Source organism: Planctomycetaceae bacterium (assembly GCA_041398785.1).
Classification (GTDB): Bacteria; Planctomycetota; Planctomycetia; order Planctomycetales; family Planctomycetaceae; genus JAWKUA01.
Genome location: JAWKUA010000013.1, coordinates 185,395 through 212,010, shown reverse-complemented (window position 1 = coordinate 212,010; position 26,616 = coordinate 185,395). Strand labels below are relative to the sequence as shown.

At 60.5% G+C, this 26,616-nt stretch carries 23 protein-coding genes; 12 read left to right on the top strand and 11 right to left on the bottom strand.

What is annotated here, in order from left to right:
• From R3C19_16430 to R3C19_16395, 8 genes are all read left to right on the top strand, one after another.
• The coding region (locus R3C19_16430) for an exodeoxyribonuclease VII large subunit (protein ID MEZ6061933.1) at positions 1-304 on the top strand (304 nt) is incomplete at its 5' end.
• Positions 305-396: 92 nt separating this feature from the next.
• Positions 397-1,515: an FtsW/RodA/SpoVE family cell cycle protein gene (locus R3C19_16425; protein ID MEZ6061932.1), complete on the top strand. Its 1,119-nt coding sequence runs from the start codon at positions 397-399 to the stop codon at positions 1,513-1,515.
• Between the two features lie 117 nt (positions 1,516-1,632).
• Positions 1,633-2,289: a hypothetical protein gene (locus tag R3C19_16420; GenBank protein MEZ6061931.1), complete on the top strand. Its 657-nt coding sequence runs from the start codon at positions 1,633-1,635 to the stop codon at positions 2,287-2,289.
• Positions 2,290-2,487: 198 nt separating this feature from the next.
• The gene (miaA, locus tag R3C19_16415; protein ID MEZ6061930.1) at positions 2,488-3,432 is read left to right on the top strand and encodes a tRNA (adenosine(37)-N6)-dimethylallyltransferase MiaA; all 945 of its coding nucleotides are present in this window, start codon (positions 2,488-2,490) and stop codon (positions 3,430-3,432) included.
• Positions 3,433-3,699: 267 nt separating this feature from the next.
• Entirely contained in the window at positions 3,700-4,257 is a 558-nt protein-coding gene (locus tag R3C19_16410; protein ID MEZ6061929.1) for a pyridoxamine 5'-phosphate oxidase family protein, read from the top strand.
• Between the two features lie 406 nt (positions 4,258-4,663).
• Positions 4,664-5,119: a hypothetical protein gene (locus R3C19_16405; protein ID MEZ6061928.1), complete on the top strand. Its 456-nt coding sequence runs from the start codon at positions 4,664-4,666 to the stop codon at positions 5,117-5,119.
• An 874-nt stretch (positions 5,120-5,993) separates the two neighbouring features.
• Complete coding sequence (locus R3C19_16400) at positions 5,994-6,566, top strand: helix-turn-helix domain-containing protein (GenBank protein ID MEZ6061927.1); 573 nt, start codon at positions 5,994-5,996, stop codon at positions 6,564-6,566.
• Positions 6,567-6,858: 292 nt separating this feature from the next.
• Positions 6,859-8,538, top strand: a complete 1,680-nt coding sequence (locus R3C19_16395) for a glycosyltransferase family 39 protein (protein ID MEZ6061926.1) — start codon at positions 6,859-6,861, stop codon at positions 8,536-8,538.
• 59 nt (positions 8,539-8,597) lie between these two features.
• Here the strand turns inward: R3C19_16395 and R3C19_16390 are convergent, their stop codons facing one another.
• Together R3C19_16390 and R3C19_16385 are read right to left on the bottom strand one after the other, a co-directional pair.
• Complete coding sequence (locus tag R3C19_16390) at positions 8,598-9,959, bottom strand: class I SAM-dependent rRNA methyltransferase (GenBank protein ID MEZ6061925.1); 1,362 nt, start codon at positions 9,957-9,959, stop codon at positions 8,598-8,600.
• A gap of 176 nt (positions 9,960-10,135) precedes the next feature.
• Positions 10,136-11,119 carry an RluA family pseudouridine synthase gene (locus R3C19_16385; protein ID MEZ6061924.1) on the bottom strand — a complete coding sequence of 328 codons (984 nt, stop codon included), beginning with the start codon at positions 11,117-11,119 and terminating at the stop codon, positions 10,136-10,138.
• Between the two features lie 630 nt (positions 11,120-11,749).
• Between R3C19_16385 and R3C19_16380 the strand changes: the two genes are divergently transcribed.
• From R3C19_16380 to R3C19_16370, 3 genes are all read left to right on the top strand, one after another.
• A complete protein-coding gene (locus tag R3C19_16380) occupies positions 11,750-12,325 on the top strand; it encodes a hypothetical protein (GenBank protein MEZ6061923.1) in 576 nt (191 codons plus the stop codon).
• Positions 12,322-13,062, top strand: a complete 741-nt coding sequence (locus tag R3C19_16375) for a cytochrome c3 family protein (protein ID MEZ6061922.1) — start codon at positions 12,322-12,324, stop codon at positions 13,060-13,062. The genes R3C19_16380 and R3C19_16375 overlap by 4 nt, the downstream gene beginning before the upstream one ends.
• 125 nt (positions 13,063-13,187) lie before the next feature.
• Positions 13,188-13,610, top strand: coding sequence for a hypothetical protein (locus R3C19_16370; protein MEZ6061921.1), 423 nt, complete (start codon positions 13,188-13,190; stop codon positions 13,608-13,610).
• Between the two features lie 1,023 nt (positions 13,611-14,633).
• Here the strand turns inward: R3C19_16370 and R3C19_16365 are convergent.
• A complete protein-coding gene (locus tag R3C19_16365; protein MEZ6061920.1) occupies positions 14,634-15,563 on the bottom strand; it encodes a tetratricopeptide repeat protein in 930 nt (309 codons plus the stop codon).
• Positions 15,496-16,095: a hypothetical protein gene (locus R3C19_16360; GenBank protein ID MEZ6061919.1), complete on the bottom strand. Its 600-nt coding sequence runs from the start codon at positions 16,093-16,095 to the stop codon at positions 15,496-15,498. Before R3C19_16360 ends, R3C19_16365 begins: the two co-directional genes overlap by 68 nt.
• A 351-nt stretch (positions 16,096-16,446) precedes the next feature.
• Between R3C19_16360 and R3C19_16355 the strand changes: the two genes are divergently transcribed.
• Positions 16,447-16,764 (top strand): hypothetical protein, encoded by a 318-nt coding sequence (locus R3C19_16355; protein ID MEZ6061918.1) that lies wholly within the window; start codon positions 16,447-16,449, stop codon positions 16,762-16,764.
• Between the two features lie 229 nt (positions 16,765-16,993).
• Here R3C19_16355 and R3C19_16350 read toward each other — a convergent pair whose 3' ends face one another.
• From R3C19_16350 to R3C19_16320, 7 genes are all read right to left on the bottom strand, one after another.
• Entirely contained in the window at positions 16,994-18,814 is a 1,821-nt protein-coding gene (locus R3C19_16350; GenBank protein ID MEZ6061917.1) for an integrin alpha, read from the bottom strand.
• Positions 18,793-19,317: a hypothetical protein gene (locus R3C19_16345; GenBank protein ID MEZ6061916.1), complete on the bottom strand. Its 525-nt coding sequence runs from the start codon at positions 19,315-19,317 to the stop codon at positions 18,793-18,795. Before R3C19_16345 ends, R3C19_16350 begins: the two co-directional genes overlap by 22 nt.
• Positions 19,318-19,870: 553 nt before the next feature.
• On the bottom strand, positions 19,871-20,344 hold the full coding sequence (locus tag R3C19_16340; protein MEZ6061915.1) for an FG-GAP repeat protein: 474 nt from the start codon (positions 20,342-20,344) through the stop codon (positions 19,871-19,873).
• A 288-nt stretch (positions 20,345-20,632) separates the two neighbouring features.
• Positions 20,633-22,987, bottom strand: a complete 2,355-nt coding sequence (locus R3C19_16335; protein MEZ6061914.1) for an integrin alpha — start codon at positions 22,985-22,987, stop codon at positions 20,633-20,635.
• Positions 22,984-24,234, bottom strand: coding sequence for an integrin alpha (locus tag R3C19_16330; GenBank protein ID MEZ6061913.1), 1,251 nt, complete (start codon positions 24,232-24,234; stop codon positions 22,984-22,986). Before R3C19_16330 ends, R3C19_16335 begins: the two co-directional genes overlap by 4 nt.
• A 401-nt stretch (positions 24,235-24,635) precedes the next feature.
• On the bottom strand, positions 24,636-25,466 hold the full coding sequence (locus tag R3C19_16325; protein MEZ6061912.1) for a hypothetical protein: 831 nt from the start codon (positions 25,464-25,466) through the stop codon (positions 24,636-24,638).
• A gap of 229 nt (positions 25,467-25,695) precedes the next feature.
• On the bottom strand, positions 25,696-26,295 hold the full coding sequence (locus R3C19_16320; GenBank protein ID MEZ6061911.1) for an ECF-type sigma factor: 600 nt from the start codon (positions 26,293-26,295) through the stop codon (positions 25,696-25,698).
• Between the last annotated feature and the right edge of the window lie 321 nt (positions 26,296-26,616).

The following is a 26,616-nucleotide window of genomic DNA, read 5'->3' as shown; positions in this document are numbered from 1 at the left end:
AAGTCGCAGCGTCTTCCAGCGGCCTCAGACGATGATCGATGAACGCCGGCAGCTCTGCGACGAATACAGTGATCGCCTCCAGCGCAGTGTCCGGCTGCTGCACGAACGACTGCAGCAGAAACTTGCTTCCACAGCCGCTTCACTGGACGCCCTGAGCCCGCTGAAAGTGCTCGGCCGGGGCTATTCGCTGACAACCACCGTCGACGGCAGGCTGCTGCGTTCCGTCAGTGATGTCACCGTCGGCGATCAGATCTCCACAAGATTCGTCGACGGAAATATCCTGTCGGAAGTCGTCAGAGATTGACGGGAAAGCACCAATCCCGCGCCGCCAACAAGTGGCGCTTCCGTCAACCGTCCACCGTCAACCGTCAACTCTCAACTCTCAACTCCCAACCCGTGCCCTTCCAGCTTCGACAACTTCCGCTGCTGATTCTGATCCCGTGCCTGCTGATCACGGTGGCGGGATTGTTGGGACTTCATCGAGCGGACCAGCTCTACGGTCCGTCGAAGCTGTTCGAACGGCAGTTGATCTGGATTGTGCTGGCCTGGCCCGCAATGCTGGCCGTGACGGCTGTTCCATATCGAAATCTGAGACACCTGAGCCCGTGGTTTTATCTGGGATGCGTGCTGTTGCTGGTCGTGGTTCTGTTCATGGCGCCAATCAACGGTTCGCGCCGCTGGATACCGCTGGGACTGATGGATTTTCAGCCCAGCGAACCGGCTCGGCTGGCCTTCATCATGGCGCTGGCCCATTACCTGATGTATCGCGAAAACCAGAAGACTCTGGCCGGGCTGATTCCGCCGTTTGTGATCACTCTGGTTCCGCTGCTGCTGATTCTTCGCGAACCGGACCTGGGCACGGCGATGCTGTTCCTGCCGATTCTGTTTGCAATGCTGTTCGCCGCGGGAGCCAACGGGAAGCATCTGCTGGCCGCGGCGGCCACCGGAATTCTCTTGCTGCCTTTGCTGTGGCAGCAAATGACCAGTGAGCAGCGATCGCGCGTGGTGATGGTCTTCACACAAAAGGATGGCGGACCCACTCCGTCCGGCGACGGATTTCATCTGCACCAGTCCAAACAGGTGCTGGCTCTGGGCGGCCTCGGCGGCAGCATCACTCACGACGAACCGATCACTCAGGATTCGACCGCTTACCGCCTTCCCGCCGCTCGCACCGACTTCATCCTGTCCGTCATCGGCGAACGTTACGGACTGGCGGGAATTGGACTGCTGCTGTTGCTGTACACGACACTTGTGTTTCGAGGACTGACCGCGGCCGCGAAGACGAACGAACCGTGGGCGCGACTGGTCGCCGTCGGCATTGTGACGATGATCGGCACTCAGACACTGATCAACAGCAGCATGACGGTCGGACTGATGCCGATCACGGGCACCACGCTTCCGCTGTGCAGCTACGGCGGTTCCAGTCTGATCAGCACCTGCTTCGCGGTCGGACTGTTGATGAACATCGCCATGCGGCCCGGCTACGAAGTTGCTCCGCTGCCATTCGGCGAATAGACGTCGCTGCCGCAGGAAGTCACTTCTGGACATTCTGTCTTGCCGAACGGTATCATCCCGTTCAGCAACGCGATGCCGCGTGACACTTTCCCTGGACCATCGATGGAGTGCTCGACAATGAAGTCTTTCCCCTGGATTCTGCTTGCCGGAACTGTCTTCGTTTTCATTGCGACGCATCGCGCTGTGCCTCAGGAATTGCCGGTGACCAAGCAGAATGACCCGCCGTCACCAGCATCTGCCGCGGTTCAGGAATTCCCGGCACTGTTCGATGAAGCCCCGCGGTTCGATGAACCCGCGCTCGAACCTGCGCCGCTTCAGTCGCCGGAATCCAATATCCTGAATTCGTTGACGGCACCGGATGTTTCGGAACGTGACGCACTTCCATCCACCGACTCGCTGCGTCAGCAATACCTGGAACTTCAACAACGCAAGGCCGCGCTGATGAACGAAGCGGAACTGCAGGAGGCTCTGAAGTCCACCGACGCCGACATTCTTCGATTGCAGGCTGAGAAAAAGCTGGCCGAAGCCAGGCAGATTCTGCAGGGGATCGCGGGCGAATATCCGGGAACCGGTGCCGCTCAGATCGCAACCCAAATGCTGCAGGTCGGGCAACCAGTGATTGGGGACGATGTGGATTCTCTCCGTCCGGAGCCGGAACCATGGGCTCCCAATCCGAGACCCTTCGATCGGGAATCCGGTTCCAGACCGATTCCTCCGCTTCGTGACTTCGACGACGTGCAGCCGAAAAATACGCCGCAATTCAACTTTCAGTAGTTCGTCCCGCGACGGCAAGCCGCCGTTATGAACAGGACGCGGCGGCGCTGTCATGCAGGAATCGGCAGCGATACACAACGGCAACGTCGCTCGGGCCGGTCCGGGTGCTTGCTTCGACGGGAAGTTTGGGGCGTCATTTCGAAGAACGCTTGTTTCTACGCCACTGGGTCGGCAAATCCTTTGCCGCGTTCGGACTCGATGCACTTTCCCGCCGACATCCTGACTCGCTGCTGGTTCCTGGCGGGACCGACGGCGGTTGGGAAATCGGAAGCGTCGCTGATTCTTGCCGAACGGCTGGACGCCGAAATCGTGTCGATGGATTCCATGGCCGTTTACCAGGGCATGGACATCGGCACGGCGAAACCGTCCGCCGCCGAACAAGACAGAGTTCCGCACCACCTGATTGACGTCGCGGATCCTTCCGAAGATTTCAGCGTTGCGGAATACCTGCAGGCCGCTCGTTCCGCCGCGACCGAAATCCTTGCCCGGGGCCGCGTGCCGTTGTTTGTGGGCGGCACCGGACTTTATCTGCGATCAATGCTGCGAGGCGTCTTCCAGGGGCCTGAGGCGGATTGGTCGCTGCGTCGCCGTCTGGAAGATCAGGCCGCCGAACATGGCGGTGAATGGCTGCATCAGCGGCTTCGCGACATTGATCCCGCCACGGCAAACCGCTTGCACGCGAACGACACGCGGCGAATTATCCGAGCTCTGGAAGTGTTCGAGATCACCGGTCGGCCACTGTCGGAACAGCATCATCACGGCCCGAAGCCCGTCGGTCAGCGGCCAGGCTGTGTGTTCTGGCTGGAACCGCCCCGCGAATGGCTGCAAGACCGCATCAATCGGCGAGTGGATCAGATGATGGCCTCCGGGCTGCTTCAGGAAACTCGTCAACTGCTGCAGCGAAACCCGCCTCCCGGCCGCACCGCCCGCCAGGCTCTGGGCTATCGCGAATTGATCGACCACATTCGCGAAGGAGTTTCCCTGAAGGATGCCGTCGAGCAGATCAGGACCGCCACGCGGCAATTCGCCAAACGCCAGCACACCTGGTTCCGCAACCTTGAAGAATGCCGCAGCGTTCCAATCTCCGGCTCGGAAACCGCATTGCAAATCGCCGACCAACTGCTGTCGACCGGAACCCGGTAATCGCCCTGGCGGTCGCGACCACTTCGGCAAGACGCCGCATGCGCGCTCACTCCTGACCCGAACACCGCTCCGCTTTCTCGACCTCGCCCGGACACTGCGGCGGAAGACGTGCCCGGGCTCTCCGAAAGTCCCGACGCTCGCCGTGGTTTGCGGCCGACGATATTCTGCGCCAATTCAGGAATCGCGGCCGGTGGAATCCTTCGGACATGCAGTGGCGTTTTTCGATCAAGAAGCCGGGTTCCGAATTTTCCGGATGGCAACTGCACTATGGGCAAGACATACGCTGAGATCGATGATCGCCTGCGTGACTTCATTCAGGCCCAGCACGTGTACTTTGTGGCGACGGCTCCGCTTTCCGCGCAGGGTTTTGTCAACCTGTCACCGAAGGGTCTGGATTCGCTGCGGGTCGTCGACGGGCGAACGATCGTGTATTGCGATCTGATCGGCAGCGGGATCGAAACGGTGGCCCATGTTCGTGAAAACGGCCGCATCGTCGTCATGTTCTGCGCGTTTGATGGCCCTCCGAAAATTGTGCGACTGCATGGATCGGGTGAAGTGATCGACCAGTCTCACGCCGACTTCGCATCCGTCGCGGAGCTGTTTCCGGCCTACAGCGGTCTGCGGTGCTTCGTGCGTATTCACTGCCATCGAATTTCCGATTCGTGCGGATTCGGAGTGCCGCTGTACGAATTTCAGGGACAGCGAGCCCAGTTGACGGAATGGGCCGATCGCAAAGGGACGACCTCACTGCGGGACTATGTGAAGGACAACAACGCCGTCAGCATCGACGGTCTGCCGGGGCTTGATCCTTCGACGGTCGAGTAGTCAGCGGAAGCCGGCGACGCTGCCCGCGCGGTTCGGAACGCGAATGGAATTGCGGAAGCGCCGCCTGTTCATTCAGCGGTTGTGACATCCGCCGGTGGAATGCACGGTGGGAAATCTCCGACGGGGATTTTACCTCGACGCGCGGTGCCGCTTGTCGGTTTCGTGGCAACGTCCGGCGACCGCTGGGTTTGGATCGCCGGTCGTCGGCCCCGCGTCCGTGAGCACTCGCTTCGTTCAATCCGCCGATCCGGCAGAACCGGCGGAGTTTCGACCGGCATCGATCGATTTCGGCTCGCAAGCCACCGCGTTCGTCCGGCAATAAGCGTAACGCAATCTAAGCTTGTTCGCCGCGGCGGCAGTCGTCCTGTCGGCGGAGTCCACCTGTTCAAACACCTGGAACCAGATCATGCTCTACGCCCTGTCGACACCGACGACCAAACCCGAATCCGGTCTGAAAACTGAAAAGAAGACAGACTGGTCGGTGTCTCGGCTGGGAGCCGAACAGGTGTTCGTCCACTGCACATCAGTCCTGCCCGGTGCGGTCAAAGCCGAGGGACTGAATCCGTTCAAGTCGGGTGAGTGGGTCGTGGACGAAAAGGGCCAGCCGATTTCAGGGGGCCGACTGATCTTTGCCTTTCCCTGGACCGACGCTGGCAAACCGAAGCCGCCGAAGGCCGTTGCGCTGCTGGGGTTCTCTACGCAGTACATGTACGTCTTCCGCGCGCCGAAGGGCACGTACTTCGCCGCTCACCAGGGCGCTGTGAAAGACGGAGCGGAAATCGCATTTCCGTACGTCATCGAACAGTCCGACCTGGTCGCCACTTACAAGCAATCGGGGGCCGGTTACATCACCGTGACATAGTTCGCGGGTGGTGTACGCCGCCGTCGCCGCCGGGATCGCTTTGGCGATGCTGTGCTTTGTCCGCGCTTCGCTCTTCAAAACACATCGACGGGCCTCCGGGCTGAATGCGGCGACACGGCCCTGCATTCGACACCGTGCTGCAGATCTCGCGCGTTTCCGGGAACGGGAAAAGTGAGCGCGCGTCGATCTGATCGGCGAAGCGCGCCACTCCGTCACAAGAATTTTCCGCGCTGCAAGCGCGTCAGGTTCTGCGACGTATCCGGTCTGAGTTGACTCTGCCGACCGCGAACACTGGCAAAGCTTCGGGCGACTGCGCCCGGTCATGTCGGCTGATTTTTCGGAGCGATGCGTATTCTGGGAAGGACAGGAAGGCAACTTTACGTGTCATTTCGTCGCAACTGATCTTGACAGGTCAGTCGTCAGCCAGTGCAGCTCTGTTAAGAAGGTTAAAGTCGTCCCCATCGGCATGACGACAAATCACTCAGGCGATTGTCATGCCGTGGTGGCAGTGAGTAAGCGATTCTCATTGCAGGGAGGCAAACAACACACCGGTCACGCGGTCGCCAGGGGGGTAAGTCAGCGTTCGACGCAGCAGGAGGCGATTCTGCGGCAGATGCGTGAGTCCCAGGCGGAACCGCAGACTTCGAACAAGGCTTTCCTTCCGAAAATGTGTCTTGTGAAGGCACAGGGGGTGCGCCGCACGCATCCCAAAATGGACCCCTGTCACTACCCCGACCCGCAACCTCTGAAGTGGTTTCACGACAGTTTGGGCTCTGTGAGCCGACCACGCATTCAGAAACTCAGGGGGTGACGACCTGGGAAATCATGACGAAATCCCGGGTTGTTAAGTGAGAACTGATTGGAGAGCCCGCCCATGAAAACGATCTTCACTACTGGACAGGTAGCAAAGATCTGCAAAGTTGCCCCCCGCACCGTCTCGAAGTGGTTCGATTCCGGACGCCTTCGAGGATATCGAATCCCCGGTTCCCAGGACCGCCGTATTCCCCGCGAACATCTGATTCGCTTTCTGAAGGAACACGGCATGCCTCTTGGCGAGCTGGAAGACGAAGCGATGGGCAAGATTCTGCTTGTTGGTTCCGACGGCATGACTCGCACGAGTCTTGGCGAAATGATGGCCAACGATGACTTCAAGATCGAAATCGCGGCCAGCGGATTTGAAGCCGGCATCCAGGCCGAATCCATTCACCCCGACTGCGTGGTGGTGGACTTCGTCATGGGACGCGAAGAAGCCCTGATGATTGCTCAGAACCTGAAGAAGAACAACGAGTACGCCGAAACCGTGCTCATTGGACTGCTCAGCGACGAAGACAACGCTTCAGGTTTCGATCGCACAATCTTCAACGAAACGTTCCGCAAGCCGTTCGACGCCGCTCTGCTGGCAGAACGCATCCGGACGCTCGTCAGCCGAAGAAAGCAGTTGGCCTGATTGGCCGGCTGATCAAGACACCCGTTCCGCTTCGAACGGTGTTGCCCGAAAACTGCCGCGAAGAAGGTTGTTCCGGTTTCCACCGAAATGAACGACCTTCTTCCGGCATTTTCTTTTGCGCGAACGTAAGCTGACAACGGGGCGAATGAGCGGGCACAGGAAATTTCGCCCGCAACCACGAGGTTTCGTGGACCATTCCGGGCGAATGGTTGAACGCGACGATCGCGTTCCCCTTCTGTCTGATTGTTGCAGTGTGCTCCGCGATCCGTCGATTTCGGCTGAGCGAATGAAGATGAGACTTCAGCAATACGTCACGCCGATGACTCTTGCTGCCGTTGCCTTCCTGCTCGCGGCGTCTCGCATCAATCACGGACTGGTCGATTCGTCGCTGCCCGCCGGACCGGGTGTGACGCTGGATGAACCGATCAATGTCTCGCACGGCATCTATCTTTTCGACGCATTACTGCAGCACGGACCGCTGCTGCTGACTCCGTCTGCCGCGCAGGATGTCTTCGGCGACGAACAATACATGGCCGATTACCCACCGCTGGGAAGGCTGTGCCTGGGAGCCGCTCACGAAGCCACGGCCTGGCTGATTTCCGGTGCCGAAGCGTCGCCGCTGAACATTCCCGCCGCGCGGCTGGCTTCGTGCATGGCGTTCGCGGCGACGGTACTGCTGCTGACGGAGTTCGCCCGGCGGCGATACGGCGTCGGCACCGCCGTCGCCGCGGCCGTGTTTCTGATGTTGATGCCGCGAGTTGTCGGACACGCGCGACTGGCGTCTCTGGAAACGCTGACGTCACTGGCATGGCTGGCGGCGCTGGTCCCGATTCTGGCCTGGTGGACCGCAGACAAACCGCCCACAACCAGGCAGGCAGCAGTCTCCGGCCTGTTCCTGGGACTTCTGCTGCTGACAAAAATCCAGGCCATTCTGTTTCCTCCCATGCTTTGCATCTGGGCACTCTGGCGGTACCGAACGCGAGCGATCCGGCCTGTCGTGCTCTGGGGAATTGTCGGTGGAGCGGTGTTCTTTGTCGGCTGGCCGTGGTTGTGGCTGGCTCCGTGGGAAAACACGCTGGCGTATTTCGTGCAGGCATCGAAGCGGCTGACGCTTTACACGTGGTATTTCGGGCATCGATTCACGGACAAGGCCGTGCCCTGGCACTTTTCGTTCGTGATGACAGCCGTGACTGTACCGCTGGCCGTGTTCGTGCCGATCGGCTGGCGGGTTCTGACGCGGCGGCCCGAATTCGATCGCGACGACCTGCTGCTCAGCCTGTCTGTTGTCTGGCCGATGATTGTGTTTGCCATTCCCGGAACTCCGGTTTACGACGGCACGCGTTTGTATCTGGTCATCATGCCGCCTCTGAGTCTGCTGGCGGGACGCAGCATCGTTCGAACGGTTCAGGTGCTGCAGACATCATTGAAGCGAACAACCTCTGATGCGAATCCGCTCGTGACGCGGACGGGCGCCGGACTTGCCGCCGCTTGTCTGCTGCTGATCGCCGCGGATCTGGTGCTGGCGACTCCAGTGCCGGGGCCCTGCGCGGTGGACTTCTACAACGTCGCCGGACGCGCGATTCAGTCCGCATCGCCGACGTCTCCTCCTCTGGAAGCCGGATACTGGGCGGACGCGCTGAACGGAAACTTCTGGAACCAGGTCCCTGAGAATTCGACGGTGATGGTTGCTCCGGTCAGTCACCAGTTTCAACTGCCCGACTGGGAACAGTGCGTTCCCGTCGTCCGCCAGCGAAACATCCGGCTCGTTCCGTTCACGTATGATGTGAACCAGCGTGGCCTGTTGCTGCTGGTTCACCGGCTGGCGGACCTGCGCCCGTCGCTTCGCAGTGTTCCCGACGGAGCCGAAGTGCTGGCGGAAGTCACCAGCAACGGCACCGTCCTCGCTCGCCTGATCGACACGACCAGCGCCTCATGGACCGAAGTCGCGGACTGGCCGAAAGACATGCAGTGACCCGTCGCAACGCTCCACATTCCATTCCCTTAACTCGCGCCGCCCTCAACTCTCAACTCTCAACTCCCCATCACCATCCAGACGGCCTTCAGGTATTCCGTTTCCAGGCATGTGCTGATGACCGGGTGATCCGGGGCTGCTCCGGTTTTGGCGATGATCTGCATCGTGCGAGCCGCGTGGCGAGCGGGGCGGTCGCCGCTGGCGGGTTCCAGTTCGTCGCCGCTTTGTCGAGCCGCCGACACCAGCAGGTTGATGAATTCCTGTTCCGGCAGCAGTCCCGCACAACTGCAGCTCAGCAGCAGACCGCCTGGTTTGACCAGCCGCATGGCCAGTCGATTCAGAGCGAAGTGTTTGCGAGTGCCTTCTTCAATTTCCGCGCGAGATCGAATCAGCTTCGGCGGATCCAGAACGACGACATCGAACTGCCGGCTGATGGCGATCATGTCTCGCATGTAGTTGAACGCATCGGATTGTACAAAACGCACACGAGCCTGGTTCAGGTTGGCGTTCTCCCTGGCGAGCTGCAGCGGTTCTTCGTCGAGATCCACGCCGGTGACGTCGTCGGCCTTGCCGAGCGTCTTTGCCTGCACCGCGAAGCCGCCGGTGTAGCAGCACAGGTCGAGTACGCTTTTTCCTTCGCAGAACTCGGCCAGGCGTCGGCGGTTCTCCCGCTGATCGCAGAAGAAGCCCGTCTTGTGTCCGCCCTGAAACCGAATGCGAAAGCGAGTTCCGTATTCCTGCACCGTCACCTGCGACGGACAGCCGTCGGACGCGATCGCCGGCGGATCATATCCTTCCTGCGACAAAAACTGCGGACTCGTCTGCACACGTATGTGCTTCGCTTCGACCATCGGAGCCAGCCGGTTCAGCAGTGCCGCCGCTCGACGATACATGCCCAGACTGAACACTTCCGCGGAAATCACGTCGCCGAACCTGTCGATCATCAGTCCCGGCAGGCCGTCCGATTCGGCGTGAACAATGCGGTACGTGTCCGTGTGCTGATCCAGCTTCAGCACGTCACGGCGCAGTGCCACAGCGCCGCGAAGTTTTTCATCCCAGGAATCAATCGTCGGAAGTTCATCACCGCGCCACAGCATTCGCAAAGCCATCTCGCTGCGCGGATTGTACAGCCCGTAACCCAGAAGCTGCCCGCCGGATGCGTAAACGGCAACCAGATCACCCGGCTTCGCGCCATCAACGCGATCGATTTGCTTTCGGAAAACCGCCGTGTGAGAAATCCGGTTCTTCACGAAGACTGCCGGAATCGGCGCCGCGGGGTCAGGAGCCAGCGATTCCACCGGTTCGACGGCGGACGCTCCGGAGTCCGCATGCAATTCCACACGTTCGCTAAGCGGAACAGAGTGCTTTCGAAACGGAACAGGCTGCTTTCGAGGCTTCTGACGTTTGTGTTTGGATGGCAATGAGTCAGTTTTCAGTTTGCGAATTGAAACTTGAGATTAGCGATTTGAAACTTGAGATTTGAAACTTGAGATTTGAAATCTCAGATCTGAAACTTGCGATTATCGATTTGAAATCTCAGATCTGAAATCTGAAATCAAAAGGCGGAGCTACAAGACCATCCATCCCCCGCCCGACATCACCGTCGCCCGGCCTGCAGGCGATTCAGAAACCGCCGCATGTCAACCGGCCAGGGAAGTTCAAAGTGCATGGTTTCCCCGGTCGTCGGATGAACGAACCGCAGTTCCGCCGCGTGCAGAGCCAGCCGTGGTGCGTTGCTGAAGTCTTCCATGCCGGGAACTCCCACAGGTCCGCGATACTTGATGTCGCCGCAGACGGGATGACCCAATTCCGCCAGATGAATGCGAATCTGATTCGTCCGGCCGGTTTCCAGCCGGCATTCCAGTTCGCTGTATTCCCCGACGCGCCGCAGTGTGCTGACGTGAGTCACCGCGTGCTGGCCGATTGACGTGTCGGAGGTGCTGCCTCGCAATCCGTCGCCTCGGTCGCGGATCAACTGCGAACGAATGGTCTGATCGACGATGGTTCCGGGAATCACTGCCAGGTACCTTCGAACGGCCGCGTGTTCGGCGAACTGCTGAATGATCTTCTGCTTTGATTCCTCGTTGCGGGCAAACACCAGCAGACCGCTGGTATCACGATCGATGCGGTGAACGGACAGCAACTGCGGCCGACGCTGCCGGAGTTTCGTGCCGCGCCGATCCGCGGCGTGACGTGCGATCAGACGCGGCACGGCTTCATCGAGCGTCGGGGCCACAGCGCGGCGAGCCGCCGACCAGCTTCGTTCCGAAAGCCGGCGCAGCGTCACCATCCCCGACGGCTTGTCGACAACGACGATATCCTGGTCGACGTGCAGCACCGCCACATCATCATCGGAAGGCGGAGCCGGGAACGGATGGGTTCCGATGCTGAGTGTCTCACCGGGCGTCAGTCGTCGAGCTTCGTCGACGCACAGAACTCCATTGATCGCCACGCAATGTGACTGCAGCAGCCTTCGAGCGGCCGACCACGACAAACCTTCCCGCTGCCCGCGCAGCGCCGCAAGAACCGTCGGCGCGGGCTCTTCATCGGCGCGGGATTGTTGGGAATCTGACTGTGACATGATGGCTCCGGGAGCTGGCGACGCTTCGAGCAAAGTCTACCACGCGGCAGACGATTGGCGAGCTTCCCGCTGCGCTGACCGCAACCTGATCGCGCGTGCGGCCCTCTCCCGCACTTCGCTTTGCTGGTGCGACCTCACCCCGACGCTGCGCTGGAAGAGGTGGATGCGCGAACGCTTTGCTCGGAGGACGCTGGCGCGACTGCGTGTTTGCGGTCGGCAAAACTAAAGCGATCGGCAGATGAGAATTGACCAATGCAGAGCGACAATTGCTTCACCCTCCCGTTTCAACGGGAGGGTCGCCGATCGAATGCCGTTCAGGCGTTCGATCGCGGGGAGGGCGACGCACAGGGAACTCCCGGTGCCCGGACGCCCTCCCCTCGTGTGATCGCCTGCACGGCGATCAAACTTCGACCCTAGTATCTTCAGTCAGGTGAAAATACCTGGTGAAATTCTGTTGACGGTTGGATGGAGTCTGGTACTGGTCGCACCGAGCACTTTCCGTCGCACCGCGATTTCCGAGTCAGACAATTGTTGACCCTGCACGGTTGATCCGCGAAGCTTCGGAACGACGTCCTGAAATCGACCCCAAATGCCTGCCTGCGGGCTGCAACGATTGAGTACGATTGCCGTATGGTTCAATCTTCTGACACTTCGGAAACCGACGGTTCTCAGCATGAACGGCCGAACGGACGGCGTTCCTGGTTTCCTTTTGCGGTGTTGCTGGCAGTCGCGGCGGTCATCGCGATCGCGGTCGCGGTTCGTTCCGGACGACTTCACACGCCGGTCGCCGCCCCGAACCCGCAGTCGCCGACCGACCGAATCCGTGCTGGCGTATCCGCGAAGCTGCCGCGTACGGAAAGTCCGTACCTGAACACGAAATCCGGCGTTCGTTACATCGGAAGCGACGCCTGCCGCGAATGCCACGAACAGCAGCACGCGTCGTTTCTCACGACGCAGCACAGTCAGTCGCTGGCGCGTGACGAAGGCGGGTCAGCCTCCGGAAGCCACCGTGAACCATCCCTGTCGCGCCGCAGTTACCGGGTGGAGTACGACGGCGACACGATGTGGCACCGCGAATCCGTCCTGAAGGCGGATGGGCCGGGTCCGGAACTGCAGGCTCACGCCATCGCCTATCAAATCGGATCGGGCCACGTCGCGCGGTCGTACCTGACCGAAGACGATGGTTTTCAGTGGAATCCCCGGTGACCTGGTTTGCCGCGAGTGAGCACTGGGATTTGTCGCCGGGCTATGACTCCGCCGACCAGGCCGGCTTCGGTCGCGTCATTCGCAGCGGCTGTCTGTATTGTCATTCCGGCCACGTCGAAAAGCTGGAACACAGCGAAAAGCCGGAACACAGCGGGCTGCGATACCGGATCGTCGAGATGTCGATCGGGTGTGAGCGCTGCCACGGTCCCGGCGAACTGCACGCGGCACAGCGAGCGGCCGGTGACTTCGACGAATCCCGCGACGATCTGACGATTGTGAATCCTAATCGTCTGCCGCGGGAACTGTCCGAAGACGTGTGTGCTCAATGCCACCTGAACGGCGAAGTGCAGGCGACCATCCGAGGCCGGCGGCCTGAGGACTTCCGGCCGGGGCTGCCGCTAAGCGAGTACCGACTGGAGTTTCGAAAGCGGCAGCCGGACAACGATCTTCGAATCGCGGGGCATGTGGAACAGTTGCGTCGAAGTCAGTGCTATCAGAAGTCGAAGACTCTGACCTGCATCTCCTGCCACGAACCTCACGGAAGCCGCGATGACGCCGGCCGGACGGCTCACCACCGATCCGTGTGTCTGGAATGTCATCAGCAGCAGCCCTGCCGAATGCCGCTGGATATTCGCGAATCCAAAAATCAGGACAACTGCGCCCGGATGTCACATGCCGCGAGGCGACACGGAGGTCACACACGTCGCGGCGACGCATCATCGCATCGGAATTCATGACGAAGCGAAACCGGCGGAAACTCGGAACCGACGCCGTCGCTGCTGCTCGATTCGCTGCAGTCGCTGAGCCATCTTCCCTCCGCGGATCGGGACCGTGCCTGGGTCTGGCGCTGAAGCTGGTTCGAATGGCGGGCAAATCCGACGAACAAATGCCGCGAATGGACCTGGCGAAGGAACTGCTCGGGCGAGCCTACGCCAGCGGTATGCGCGACGCCGAACTGCTGACGGCTCTCGCGGGAATCGCACGCGATTCCAACCGAGCGGACAAGGGCATCGAACTCGCCGTACAGGGGCTGCAGTTGGACGACCTGACGCTGGAAGGACGTCTGGAACTGACCGACATTCTGGCCGAACTGCAGTTTCGCAGCGGAAAATTTTCGAAGCAGCCGAACAGCTCCGGTTTATCACTTCGAATTCCCGCAGCCCGCTGCACTGGTTCCTGCTGGGAACTCTGGAAGACCAGCTTCACAATGACGACGCTGCACTGCACGCGTTTCGCCGGGCAGTCGAACTGGCACCGGGAGTGCTCGACTATCGGTTCGCCCTGACGAAAGTGCTGGAACAGACAGGAGTTCCCTCGACGAGGCCGCGAAGCAGCGACAAATCGGACGATCACTGGTCGACGATCCCGCTTCCGAATGATGCCATTGAGCAATACGCACGTTCCAGTCCCTGGGTAAACAACGTTCCGTCGCACAACGGCGATTCACGGATCCGATCTCGCAGCGCCCGTCGATCACGCCGAAGCTGTTCCGGCCGACCGGCAACCTCCGCAGCACTGAACGGACGAAATCTTCCGCAGACTCGGCGATCCACTCCTCGCAACCCAAATTCTTCAGGATGCTCAGTCCCATGCGTTCGAAGAAGTGTCGGCCGGGCAGCGTGATGACGGGGACTCCCATCCACAGGGCTTCGCAAGTGGTGGTGCCGCCGTTGTAGGGCAGAGGGTCCAGGCCGATGTCGATGCGGCGGTACTCGTGCAGGAATTTCGCCAGCGGAACTGTGGGTGGCAGCAAATCGATCCGGCTGCGGGTGATTCCGTGTTGTTCAAACTGTCCGGCAAACAGTTCGCGGGTCCCTTCATCAACAAATGAAAGAGCCTTGATCGCCAACCTGGAATTCGGAACTGCCTTCAGCACATCCGACCACAGGCGAATGGTGGTAGGGCTGATCTTCGGCAGGTTGTTGAACGAACCGAAGGTGATGAAGCCGTTCGATTCACACGGCGGCGGAGCAACTTCCGGTGCATCTGGATACGGATGAAAACACAGGAAGCAATGATCCAGCCGCTGCACGCGTTCCGTGTACAGGTTCTCGAACCGGGCCGGACTGAGATGGCTGTCCGACAACACATAGTCCATCTGTGTGAAGCCGGATGTGCAGGGATACCCAGGTACATGACCTGCACGGGAGCTGCCCGACGGACGATCACGCCCGCTCGGTTGCCGGCGAATGTCCCGACAGATCGATCAGCACATCGATGTTGTCGAGCCGAATCCGTCCGGTCAGTTGTTCGTCGGACATTGAGTGCGCGTCACACCATTCATCTGACGCGGCTTTCAGAATGGCGGTCAGGTCGTCTTCGGCGGGTGAAGTGTGATAGCAGCAGGCAGTGACGCGGGTTCGGTCGTGGTGCTGCAGGATGGGCCGCAGGGAAATAGCCGACCGGATGCTTCTTCAAGTCGCCGGAAAGGTAGCCGATTCGCAGTGGGCGAGACCCGGCACCCGGCTGCTTCAGCGGTGGAAGCCGCTCCGTGACTGCGGTGATCTGCACGTTTCGTTCGATCTCCCGCGACGCTTCGATATGCAGTTGCGTCACCGCGTCGGCGTCGTGGTGGTCTCCGTATAGCGCCCGAAAACAGCAGGTTCGACAAGGCCACGTTGTTCGACGGCAGACATCTCAGGCATTCGCGGAACGCGGTGATGGAATCTTCGATCCTGGCCTGCTGAGTCAGCCCGAAGGCTCTCAGCCCGTGCCCTGCGGCATCGTTCGGATTCGCTTCGATCAGCCGGTTCGAATGTTCGGCCGACCGTGTGATGTGACCGGTCTCCATCAGTGTATAGCCCAGCAGAAACCGGGCCGCCCGGTACTGTGGCCGCAGGTTCAGAGCTTTCTCCAGCAGTTCGACGGCGGCATCGATCCGGCCGTTTCGCTTCAGATCCTCCGCACGGCGCAGCAGGCGAGCTTCGTCCGGATCACTGCAACCAATAACACTGGAATCCCCCGGTGCGGTCCGCTGAGCAAATCGTTCATAGAGTTCGACCAGGCGGCCGTCGACGGAGCCCACTGAATCCCGCGCCGCCGCCACCTGTGCGGCCGAATCGATTCTGCTGCCAGATCGGCGCGTGCTTCGTCGAGACCACAATAGCGAGCCATACGCTTCAACTGCGAAACAGCGGCGTTCGCGCAGGTCAGTGACTCGTACGTGCAGATCAGCCAGTCGTTCCCGACAGCGGTCCCACAGGATTCGGTTGTATGCCTGCCACAGGTTGCCGGCCATGCCCGCCAGTTCGCCGTTCTGGATGCGAACGCCGGCCGTGCCCCGCTCGCGCGCGGATCAGCGATCGCATCGCGGTTTCCGGATGCCGCACCACAACGACAGGCCGAATATCGGAATAGCCGAACTCCGTCAGCAGTCGCTGCCAGACGCCGAAAGTCAGAACTGTTCGAGGATCCTTCCAACCCCAGACGGAGGATGAAAAACCGTCGCGGATGAACTGGCGAATTTGTTCCCGGCGATGATTCTCAACGACAACGCGTTCGTACAGTTTCGGAAGCTGCAGCAACTGTTCAGGCGGTGCGAAGCCATCAGGATCACAGCGAAGCGTCTGAAGAAGTTCCGCGTTGACCTGAACGAAGAACGTGTTTTCCCAGTAGCCGTGCGGGTTGTCCGGCGTTGCTTCCAGCAGCGGCTGGCCGAGTTCGAGGCCCATCAGATTCAGCGCCCGAGCCACCATCGATGTCCCGCTGCGGTGCATCCCGAGAATCGGAATGACAACGCAGCGACCGCGACGGCGCGGCTTCGGACTCACGAAGGTTCGGCGACTCAGATTCCATCAGCTCCCGGTGTCACTTCCATGGATAAAAAAAAAACCGCCCGCACAGCCTCGCAGACCGCATGGACGGCACATGGTGTCAGATCACGACACTGTGGGAGCGCATCGTGCAGAAGTTCGGAGGTCATGTTGACTCGCGCGCGACCAGCGACGGCGAACGCGGGCACCAACCAGAATACAGGATGTGCAGGCCAGCAGGCCAACAGTCCCCGGCTCCGGCACGGCGGAAATCGTCAACGAGCCGGACTGCAGCGTCGTCGGCAGACTGCCGCCCACGCCGCCAAGAAACGTTGACGTGACCCCCAGGTCACTGTCCTGAAGCGCGACTTGAAACGTCCCGCTTGCGAAGCCGGTTGTGTCGACGATGAGTTCGGCGAGCAACTGGTCCGTGAAGGCGCCGGTGATTGGAACATCCGCGTCGGCACGCAGCAGATCTGCCTGAACGATCTGTGTCAGTCCGCCCAGGTCGATTTCGTTCTGGGCGCTGGTGAATCCCGACAGGACACCGCCGACCGGCTTCAGATTGATACCGGTGATCGCCGGGCCGGTGATATTTCCCGGAAGACCCAGATCCGGTCCGCCTCTGCCAAGCAGTACGCTGAAATTGACACCGTCCAGGGCGGCGAGCGCCGGCGCCCTTCATAGCTGCCCAGAATCCGAACAATCTGACCGGCGGTGTTCGCCTGCAGCGTTGTGTCTTCGACACGGATGATGGCAGCCCTGGTCAACGAGCCATTGACGGCGGTTATCGCAATGACTGTCAGGACAAACATACGGTATGACATCAACAACTTCCCCCATGAGTGAATTACAGGAAACTTCAGGAAACGCCGCGACGCGTCACCAACCACGCCGCCGCAGCGGCAGACCGTCATCAGATCAGAAACAACAATTCACCGAGCAGCCGCTCGCGTTCGTCCTCGGCTCCGAACAATGAGTCCAGCACATCGCCGACGAAATCCGGGAACCGGTCTTCCGCGACCGGGGCTGGAACGGATGCCGTTTCGAGTCGAGCAGGAGCCGGTCGTCTGGCGGACGACGAACGTGAAGGTCCCCGTGACATCAACGGAAGCTGGATCGCTGGGCCAGTGTCTGCCGGACCAATCGAGTCTCGCACTGCATCGACGGCAGTGCCTGAGACAGCGCTGAACAGCGTTGCGATGTCCGTCGGTTGTCGTGATGCCGACGGAACGACAGTTGCCGATTGCATCGGAACAAGCGAAACCTGGCCGGAATCCGCGATCCCTGACGATCCTGGAATTCCCGTACCGGCCTCCGGCTGACCGACAGCGGCTGCACCGCCTCCGCCTCCACCTGTCAGATCGATCAGATTCAGGTCGGTCAGGAATGTGGTGCCGTTGTTCAGAGCAATCGTGCGATCGATCGCATTGACCAGACTGTCGCGATTGATGTCGTGCAGGTCCGTGACGGTCGCGCGGTTCAGGAACGTTTTTGGATTATTCAGAATTCGCGTTCGGTCGACCGCGTTCACGAAGGCGTTGGCCGTCGGTGCATCGCCGGTTTCGCCGATCGCGTTTCCGAAGTAGAAGACATCGTCGCTCGCCAGTCCGGTATTTGGCGTCGCCAGGACCGTGATCTGCAGCCAGGTCTTCTGGATGACGTTATTCGGCCAGATCAGCGTGACTCGATCGGAGCCGCCAGCCCCGGCACCCGAGCGAACCGTAATGCTCGTCGGAGCCGGGGCCGCGGACCAGCCGGTCGGGTTGTTGTCGTTGCCAATTCGGAACTGAAAGTCGGACACCGTCGGTGTACCGGCCAGATCGGCGATGTCCACCATGATGCCGTTGATGCCATTGCTGAAGCTGGTGTAGTTGGCAAATGTGGCCTTGCTGCCGGCCTGCAGAGCGGACTTATCCGTGGCGATCGCAAAGTCGTCGTTGGCATCTGCCGCGGCGCTGCCGGTGCCGAACGGAGCTGTCAATGGGTCCGAATCAAAGTCGTAGGCCGAGTTGTTGTAGAAGATGTGACGACCGGCGATCGTTGCGGGGACAGCGACTGCCTGGACCTTCAGCGTGGCGGCTCCCTGTGTGTAGACGTTGAACGTTTCCGGACCGATGATTTCGTCGGCCTGCTGAGTCCAGCCTGTGCCGATGTTGACGATGTCGTCTCCGTCGCGGCGAACCAGCAGTGTGTTCGAATGCGAAGAGATGTTCAGCACCTCCAGCCGATTCAGCGTCAGGATGTTGGCACCGCTGCCGGTGATGTCGATTTCCTCAATGTCAACGATGCGGTTATCGGGGATGGCTGTCAGGTCGAGTGTCAGACCGCTGCCATCCAGTCGGAGCGTGTCGATTCCGTTGCCGCCGAGCAGACGTCGTGTGGATGAGAAATCGACGTCCGGAATCGCCAGCACGTCATCACCCTGGCCGCCGCGCAGCACATCCGGTCCGCCGTCACTGATCAGAACATCGCCGCCGCGGCCGCCAATCAGAATGTCAACGGCTCCCGCTCCCTGAACCGCCGTCAGCGTGTCCCCACCATCCGTGCCAACCTGCGTTTCGGCGCCGCCGGTAAAATTGCCGCCAAACACAACGTAGCTGGAACCCGCTGCGTTCTTATCACCGGGATCGGCACCGAAGGCCCCGATGACCACGTCATTAAAGCCGTCACCGTTCACGTCGCCGACATCGCTGACGGACCAGCCGGACTGATCTAAGGCCGCGACCCCGTCCAGCCGGAATCCGTGTTCCCGTCAAGAGTTGACAAATTCACGACTGAGGAAAAACCGCCGGACTTCCCGAACACGACGTAGCTGGAACCCGCTGCGAAATTCCCGCCGGGATCGGCAACGCGAGCTCCGATGATGAAATCGCCGAAGCCGTCCCCGTTCATGTCGCCGGCATCGCTCACGGAGATGCCAGAACGGTCGTCAGATGCGACCCCGTCGAGGCGGAAGCCTGTGGACCCGTCCAGCGTTGACAGATTCACCACCAGGGGAAAACCACCGGAGTTCCCAAACACAACATAGCTCGATCCCGCATAGGAATTCCCTCCGGGATCGGCATCGCCAGCTCCGATGATGAGATCGTTGAAGCCGTCGCCGTTGACATCGCCCGCACGGCTTACGGACCAGCCGGAGTGATCGAAGGCCGCACCACCGTCCAGCCGGAATCCCGTGTTCCCGTCAAGCGTTGAGAAATCCACGACTGAGGAAAAACCGCCGGACTTACCGAACACGACGTAGCTCGAACCCGCTTGGGAATTCCCTCCGGGATCGGCATCGCGAGCCCGATGATGAGATCGTCGAAGCCGTCACCGTTCACGTCGCCGACATCGCTGACGGACCGGCCGGACTGATCTAAGGCCGCGACCCCGTCCAGCCGGAATCCTGTGTTCCCGTCAAGAGTTGACAAATTCACGACTGAGGAAAACCGCCGGACTTCCCGAACACGACGTAGCTGGAACCCGCTGCGAAATTCCCGCCGGGATCGGCAACGCGGCCCGATGATGAAATCGCCGAAGCCGTCCCCATTGACGTCACCCGCGTGGCTGACCGACCAGCCGGAAGAAGGTTGGCCGCGGCACCGTCCAGGCGGAATCCGGTCGTGCCGTCGAGTGTCGAGAGATTTATTGCCGAGGCAAAACTTCCGGACTTCCCGAACACGACGTAGCTCGAACCCGCGACGGGGTTGCCAAGGGATCGGCATAGGGAGCCCGACAATCAAATCGTCGAAGCCATCGCCGTTGACGTCGCCGGCACTGCTCACAGAAACGCCTGCGTAGTCCCCGGTCACCGTCCCGTCGAGCCGAAAGCCATTCGTGCCATCCAGCGCTGACAGGTCGATCGCCGATGCGAGACCAGCAGATTTTCCAAACACGACGTAGCAAGAACCGCGCTGGCGTTGCCACGGGGATCGGCATCGGAAGCTCCGATAATCAGGTCGTCGAAACCGTCGCCGTTCACGTCGCCGGCATAGTTCACTGATCGGCCGGAAAAATCAAAAGCCGCGACGCCATCCAGTCGGAATCCGGTCGTCCCGTTGAGTGACGCCAGACTGATGACTGCGAGTCGCGGTGCCAGTGCGGACTGCACGTTCAGGATAGCTGAGCCGTTGGTGTATTGCAGGAAGCTGGTGCCGCTGAGGGTGACTGCTGTGGGTGCGGACCAGCCGCCGTCGGTGAACAGCACGGTGCTGCCGGTGCCTCGCACGGTCAGCGTGTTGGTGTGGCCGGACAGGATTGCGGACTTCCAGAGCCGACACAACCAGCGTGTTGCCGAATGCCGTGCCCAGATCGATTTCCTCCACATCGACGATGCGGTTGTCAGGAATCGCCGTCAGATCAAGCGTCAGACTGCTGCCATCGAGTCGCAGCGTGTCGAGACCGTTGCCGCCGACGAGTCGCCGTGTGCTGCTAAAGTCAACGTCCGGAATTGCCAGAACGTCATCGCCTTCACCGCCGCGAAGAACATCGGCACCGCCGTCGCTGATCAGAACATCACCGCCGCGGCCCCCGATCAGAATGTCAACGGCTCCCGCACCCTGAACCGCTGTCAGCGTGTCCCCGGCATCGGTGCCAACCTGAGTTTCCGCTCCGCCGGTGAAGTTCCCCCAAACACCACGTACGTCGCACCAGCATTTGCGGATGCCCCGACGGCGGCGTGGTAGGCTCCGATCAGGACGTCATCGTAGCCGTCGCCGTTCACATCAAACGCCGACGATACCGAAATGCCCGAAAGGTCACCGGCAGCCGCACCGGTGATGAGAATTCCGTTGGTACCGTCCAGCACATCCAGCGAAATGACAGACGCAAATCCCGCCGCCGTACCAAACACGAGATACGATTCGCCGGCATCCGTGTTTCCACCGCCATCCGCCGCGAGAGCCCCGATCAGCAGGTCATCGAAGCCGTCGGCGTTCACGTCACCGGCACCCGAAATGGAGAAGCCGGACTTGTCCAATGCATCGACTCCGTCCAGCCGAAACCCGTTCGTGCCGTCCAGCGAGGACACCGAAATCGTGGCCGGAAAGCCCGTCGACCGGCCGAAGATCACGAACGTCTGACCGGCATCCGTATTCCCGGCGGGGTCTGTCAGGTAAGCCCCGAGAATCAGATCATCCAGCCCGTCTCCGTTGATGTCCCCGGTTCCTGAGACGCTGGTACCCATTCGTCCGCCGGGGGCCACACCATCAATCCGGAATCCGTTGATGCCGTTCGTCAGAAAATTCACGTTCTGAAGCCCGGCGTAACCGCTGGAGCGGCCGAACACCACGTAGCTCTGACCACTGTCCGCCGCGCCACCGGCATCCGCCAGCCAGGCTCCCACGATCAGGTCGGCGTAGCCGTCTCCGTTCACATCGCCGGCACCGGAAACGGACCTGCCGAATCCATCCCCGGCGTTCGCTGCGGAATTTGGTGCCATTCGGAAACCATCGCCGGCACTCAGACTGCCCAGTGATACGGAGGAACCAAACGCCGACTTGCCGTACAACAGATACGTTTCACCGGTGTTGCTGATGCCAAACGGGTGAGCCTTGTACGCTGAGATGATCAGGTCATCGAAACCGTCACCATTGAAGTCACCGGCCGCCGAGACCGCTCCGCCGGATTCGTCACCGGCATTGATCCCGTCGATCCGGAACCCGTCGGCGGCCGTCAGGCCGCTCAGGGCCAGCGCCGACCCGATGCCACTGGACTTCCCGAAGACGACGTAGCTCTCGCCTTCCCTCGTGTCCGCAGCCCCGACGTCTGCACGGAAGGCTCCGATGATCAGATCGTCCAGGCCGTCGCCATTCACGTCTCCCGCGGTCGAGACGACGTGTGCCGACAGATCATTGGCGTCGATTCCGTCAATCCGGAAGCCGTTGCTGCCGTTGAGCGAACTCAGGGAGATCGCCGACGTAAACCCTCCTGACCTGCCAAACACGACATAGGTTTCGCCGGCATCCGTCCGGCCGCCGGGATCCGCCAGGAAGGCTCCGACAATCAGATCGTCGAACCCGTCGCCGTTAAAATCACCCGCACCGGACACAAAAGTCCCCGACACGTCATTCTCGTCAATCCCATCTAACCGAAACCCCGTCGTACCGTTCAGGGACCCCAGACTGATGGCTGCAACCGGCACATCCAGTCCGGACTGGACATTCAGGACCGCACTGCCATTCGTGTACTGCAGAAAGCTGGTGCCGCTGATGGTGACTGTTGTCGGTGCCGACCAGCCGCCGTCGGCGAACTGCACCGTGCTACCGGTGCCAAGCACGGTCAGCGTGTTGCTGTGGGTCGACAGGTTGCGAACTTCCAGAGCCGACACAACCAGGGTGTTGCCGGACGCCGTTCCCAGATTGATTTCCTCCACATCAACGATGCGGTTATCAGGAATCGCCGTCAGATCGAGCGTCAGACTGCTGCCATCCAGCCGCAGCGTGTCGATGCCGTTGCCACCAAGCAGACGACGCGTGCTGCTAAAGTCAACGTCGGGAATCGCCAGCACGTCATCGCCTTCGCCACCGCGCAGGACATCGGCACCGCCGTCACTGATCAGAACATCGCCGCCGCGGCCCCCGATCAGAATGTCAACCGCTCCCGCACCCTGAACCGCCGTCAGCGTGTCCCCGCCATCGGTGCCAACCAGTGTCTCAGCTCCACCCGTGAAATTGCCGCCAAACACGACATAGGTTTCGCCGGCGTTGCCCGCCCCGGGATCTCCAAGAAACGCTCCAATGATCAGATCATCGAAGCCATCGCCGTTCACATCCCCAGCACCGCTGACCGAGACGCCTGAGCTGTCGTCGATGTCAATTCCTTCGACTCGAAATCCGTTCACACCGTCGAGTCCCGACAGGTTCAACGCAGACGCAAAGCTGCCCGGCTTTCCAAAGACAACATATGTCTCGCCTGCGTTGCTCATGCCCGGATCCGCAAACAACGCGCGCCGATGATCAGATCGTCGAAGCCGTCTCCATTCGTATCGCCAGCGCCTGAAACCGACCAGCCTGATTGATCACCGGCGTTCTTTCCGTCGATGCGGAATCCATTTGTTCCATTCAGAGCCGACAGTTCAATCGCCGAGGCGAAACCGCCGGACTTCCCAAACACTACGTAGCTCTGACCGCTGTTGAGGCCGCTGATATCCGATCGATACGCTCCAATGATCAGATCATCGAAGCCATCGCCGTTCACATCGCCAGCGCTGCTCACGGCTCGGCCTGCAGAGTCGTCAACGTCGACTCCGTCGACGCGGAATCCTGTGGTCCCATCGAGCGTTGCGAGATCAACTGCCGATGCAAAGCCGGCCGAAGCCCCAAACACCACATAGCTATCGCCCACGGCGTTGACACCGGCCTTGCCGAAACTCGCTCCAACAATAACGTCGCCAAACCCGTCTCCGTTGACGTCACCTGCAGTGCTCACCGAAATGCCGGACAAGTCACCAGCATCAATTCCGTCAAGGCGAAATCCGTTGGAGCCGTTGAGAGCCGAGAGGTCAATCGCTGAACCGAAACCGCCCGACTTTCCGAACACGACGTAGCTCTCACCGGAGCTATTCGCACCCACATCTGCGAAATACGCTCCGATGATCAGGTCGTCGAATCCGTCGCCGTTCACGTCGCCGGCGCCACTTACGGAGACACCGGCTCGGTCGTCGATGTCAATCCCGTCAAGCCGGAAGCCGACCGCGCCATCGAGCGCCGACAGGTTAATCGCAGACGCAAAACCACCGGATTTCCCAAACACGACATAGACTTCGCCGGCGTTACTTGCCCCGGCATCTCCGAAGAACGCTCCGATAATCAGATCGTCAAATCCATCGCCATTTACGTCGCCTGCGGTGTTCACGGAACGGCCTGAGTTGTCACCGACATCGATGCCGTCAATGCGGAAGCCATTCAATCCGTTCAGGGCTGAAAGGTCGGATCCGGACGTGAAGCCGCCGGACCTGCCGAACACGACGTAGCTTGAACCGGCGTTCTGCTTTCCGCCGGGGTCGGCTGAGGATGCACCGATAACCAAGTCGTCGAAGCCATCAGCGTTCACGTCGCCAACGTCGCTCACCGAGTAGCCCGACCAGTCATCCACACCAACACCATCAAGCCGGAAGCCGTTCGTGCCGTTCAGGCTCGACAGCGGCAGCGGGTTGGTGGCGGCGAGCAGCATGGGGCTTCCAAGCCGTTCTGCTGTAGTGCGGCGACGGTAGGCCCGCGAAGTTCGCCGGAATGATCGGGACTGGGTTTGCTCGCAAAATCTGCGGAGGATTTGAGAGAGATTCATCGGCTGGCCTGCCACGCCTCATTGATAGTCGGAAGCGTCGGCCACGATGCGCACCCCCGGTACTGAAACCACAGGAGAATTCTCCTGTGGCTGACGCGGGACTCAGTAGGTCTTCTGGTTGTCGCGCAGTGGGTCGGCCGACAACACTTTCAGTGAGATTCCAGCGGCGATGTGCAGCGGCAAATTCGACAGAATCGGCAGAATTCGCCAGGAATCGCGGTCGAACTTGCCATCTGTTCACTGGTGGGCAGGCAAAAATGCGAACAGGTGTTCAGGCTTGTCGAGCGTCATTTGCCCCACTCGGCGGGCCGCTCCGGCTGGAATTTGGGGTCGACATCGAGTTCCGCGGCGGGAACCTGTTTGTACGTCGCCGCGTTTATTCTGATGGCCACAATGCTGTACAGTGTTTCCGGGTAAGGATCGTCGCTCCGGTTGCCGTTTGGAAACCCACTGGCATACTCGGGCCTTGAGCGGCAATAGTCATGCACTTTTCGGTACACGTCTTCGATCGACGGCGCTTCACCGAGCTTCAGTGTGGCAGCCGAAACCTGCAATTCGTCTGCGAAGCCCGCATTGATGGCAATGATGCCGTTCAGACACGCCGGATAGGCGTGCCGGGTTCGATGGCAATTCGCAACGCCGCCGACGTGTCCCTGGTCTGTCGCCCAGGTTCGTGCGGCACGGAGCATCTGTACCGGTGTAGCCCGGTCTTTCAGGCCCAGCTTGTACGACGGAACGTTTTGATAGTAGGTGCAGGCGGATCGCCTGAGATACACAAGTCCGTGAATCGTCTCGCCCGATCTATCGGTCGCTGTGTGAAAGACGGGGAAGCCGTAGCTGCCGCGACGCCCGCACCAGTCGATCGCCTTGCGATGCAGCGTTCCGTATCGGCACTCCCAGTCATACGCACATTCCGCAGGTTCCGCGTCTTCTGGCGTTGAACTGTCGTCTGCCGGTGAATCGTCGTCGTCCGCGGAGCAAAACCGGTAGCTCCGAGCCGGAAACGACTTTTCAGCGACTCGTGCGGCCACAGCGGGGATAGCGGGGCCGGCGACTTCGAGAGTGCGCTGCGCCTCAACGCCGGTTTGCTGACGGACAGGTACAGCGGCTGGGTACATCACCGTCCCTTGCGTTTGCGCCGTGGTGGCTGTGGGCACTGCGCGAACCGCTTCGTGACGTCCCTCTTCACGAGTGAGACGCGCTGTGACGTCGGGGGAAGCTTCCTGCGTCGGTAGACCGTCCGTTAAGTGGCGGCCGTTGGCTGACATGAGGAAAACGACGATCAGGAGTGATTTGTTCATTTGCGCGATCCAACAGTTGTCAGGAATTGCAGCGAGACCATTGGCTCTACGGCGTCGTGTCTTCTGAGTCGCCGGTCTGGCGCGACCACAAAGCCCGAATGCGCCTCAGCTTGCGGTCAATGGTCGTTCGGGCGACACCCAGCGACTCGGCGATTTCCGAAATGGAATGTCCTTCCAACTGCATCACAGCGATCGTGTGAAGCGTGTCGTCAGGCAGGCTGGCCAGCAGGTCACGCATCTCAATGCGGAGCTGTTCGACGATGTGTGCCTCCGATCCGCGGATACGCTTCGAGAGATCGTCCGGCATCCGTCGTTTCTTTGCCGCGGCGTGTTCGTACCGGCGCTGGACCTTGCGAAGCGTGATCGTGACCAGCAGCCGCCAGAGTTCATCCCGGTTTGCGACGGGTGTCAGGCGGCCGTCTTCGGCCCGCTGAATAAAACTGTGGAATGCACTCAGCGCCGCATCTTCACCGTCGTGTACGGCATTCGGCGAATTTCTCAGGAGCTTCTTCGCCACGCGGGCAAGTTGCCGGAAGTAGACGTTCCACAGGCGGTTGACAGCATCTTCATCCCGCGACCGCTGAACTCGAAACAGCAATTCGGTAATACCAGTGTGAGCATTTTGGAAATCTGCATCTGGAGCCATCGTTGTCACTCGAAACTGTCGGTGTCCGCCGGACCGGGAACTCCAGGCGTGCATCCAGCCGCGGAATCCACTGCCGACACCTGCGGTCTCAGGCCTGGTCGCAGCACGACGAAAACCGGCACAAACAGTTGTAAAGCGGGTTGGTCTCTTATGCCAACGATTTCAGAGATTCAGGCTCATCCGGGTGATTGTTGTGCTGGAAACACACTGCTGGATTGGAAATGCCGATGGTCCACCGCCAAGATGTTCTGAAGCGAACGTGTGGCGCGAGCGGAGTTGACTGACCTTGTCGATCCGGTCCGTCGACTCGGTCCCGCAGCG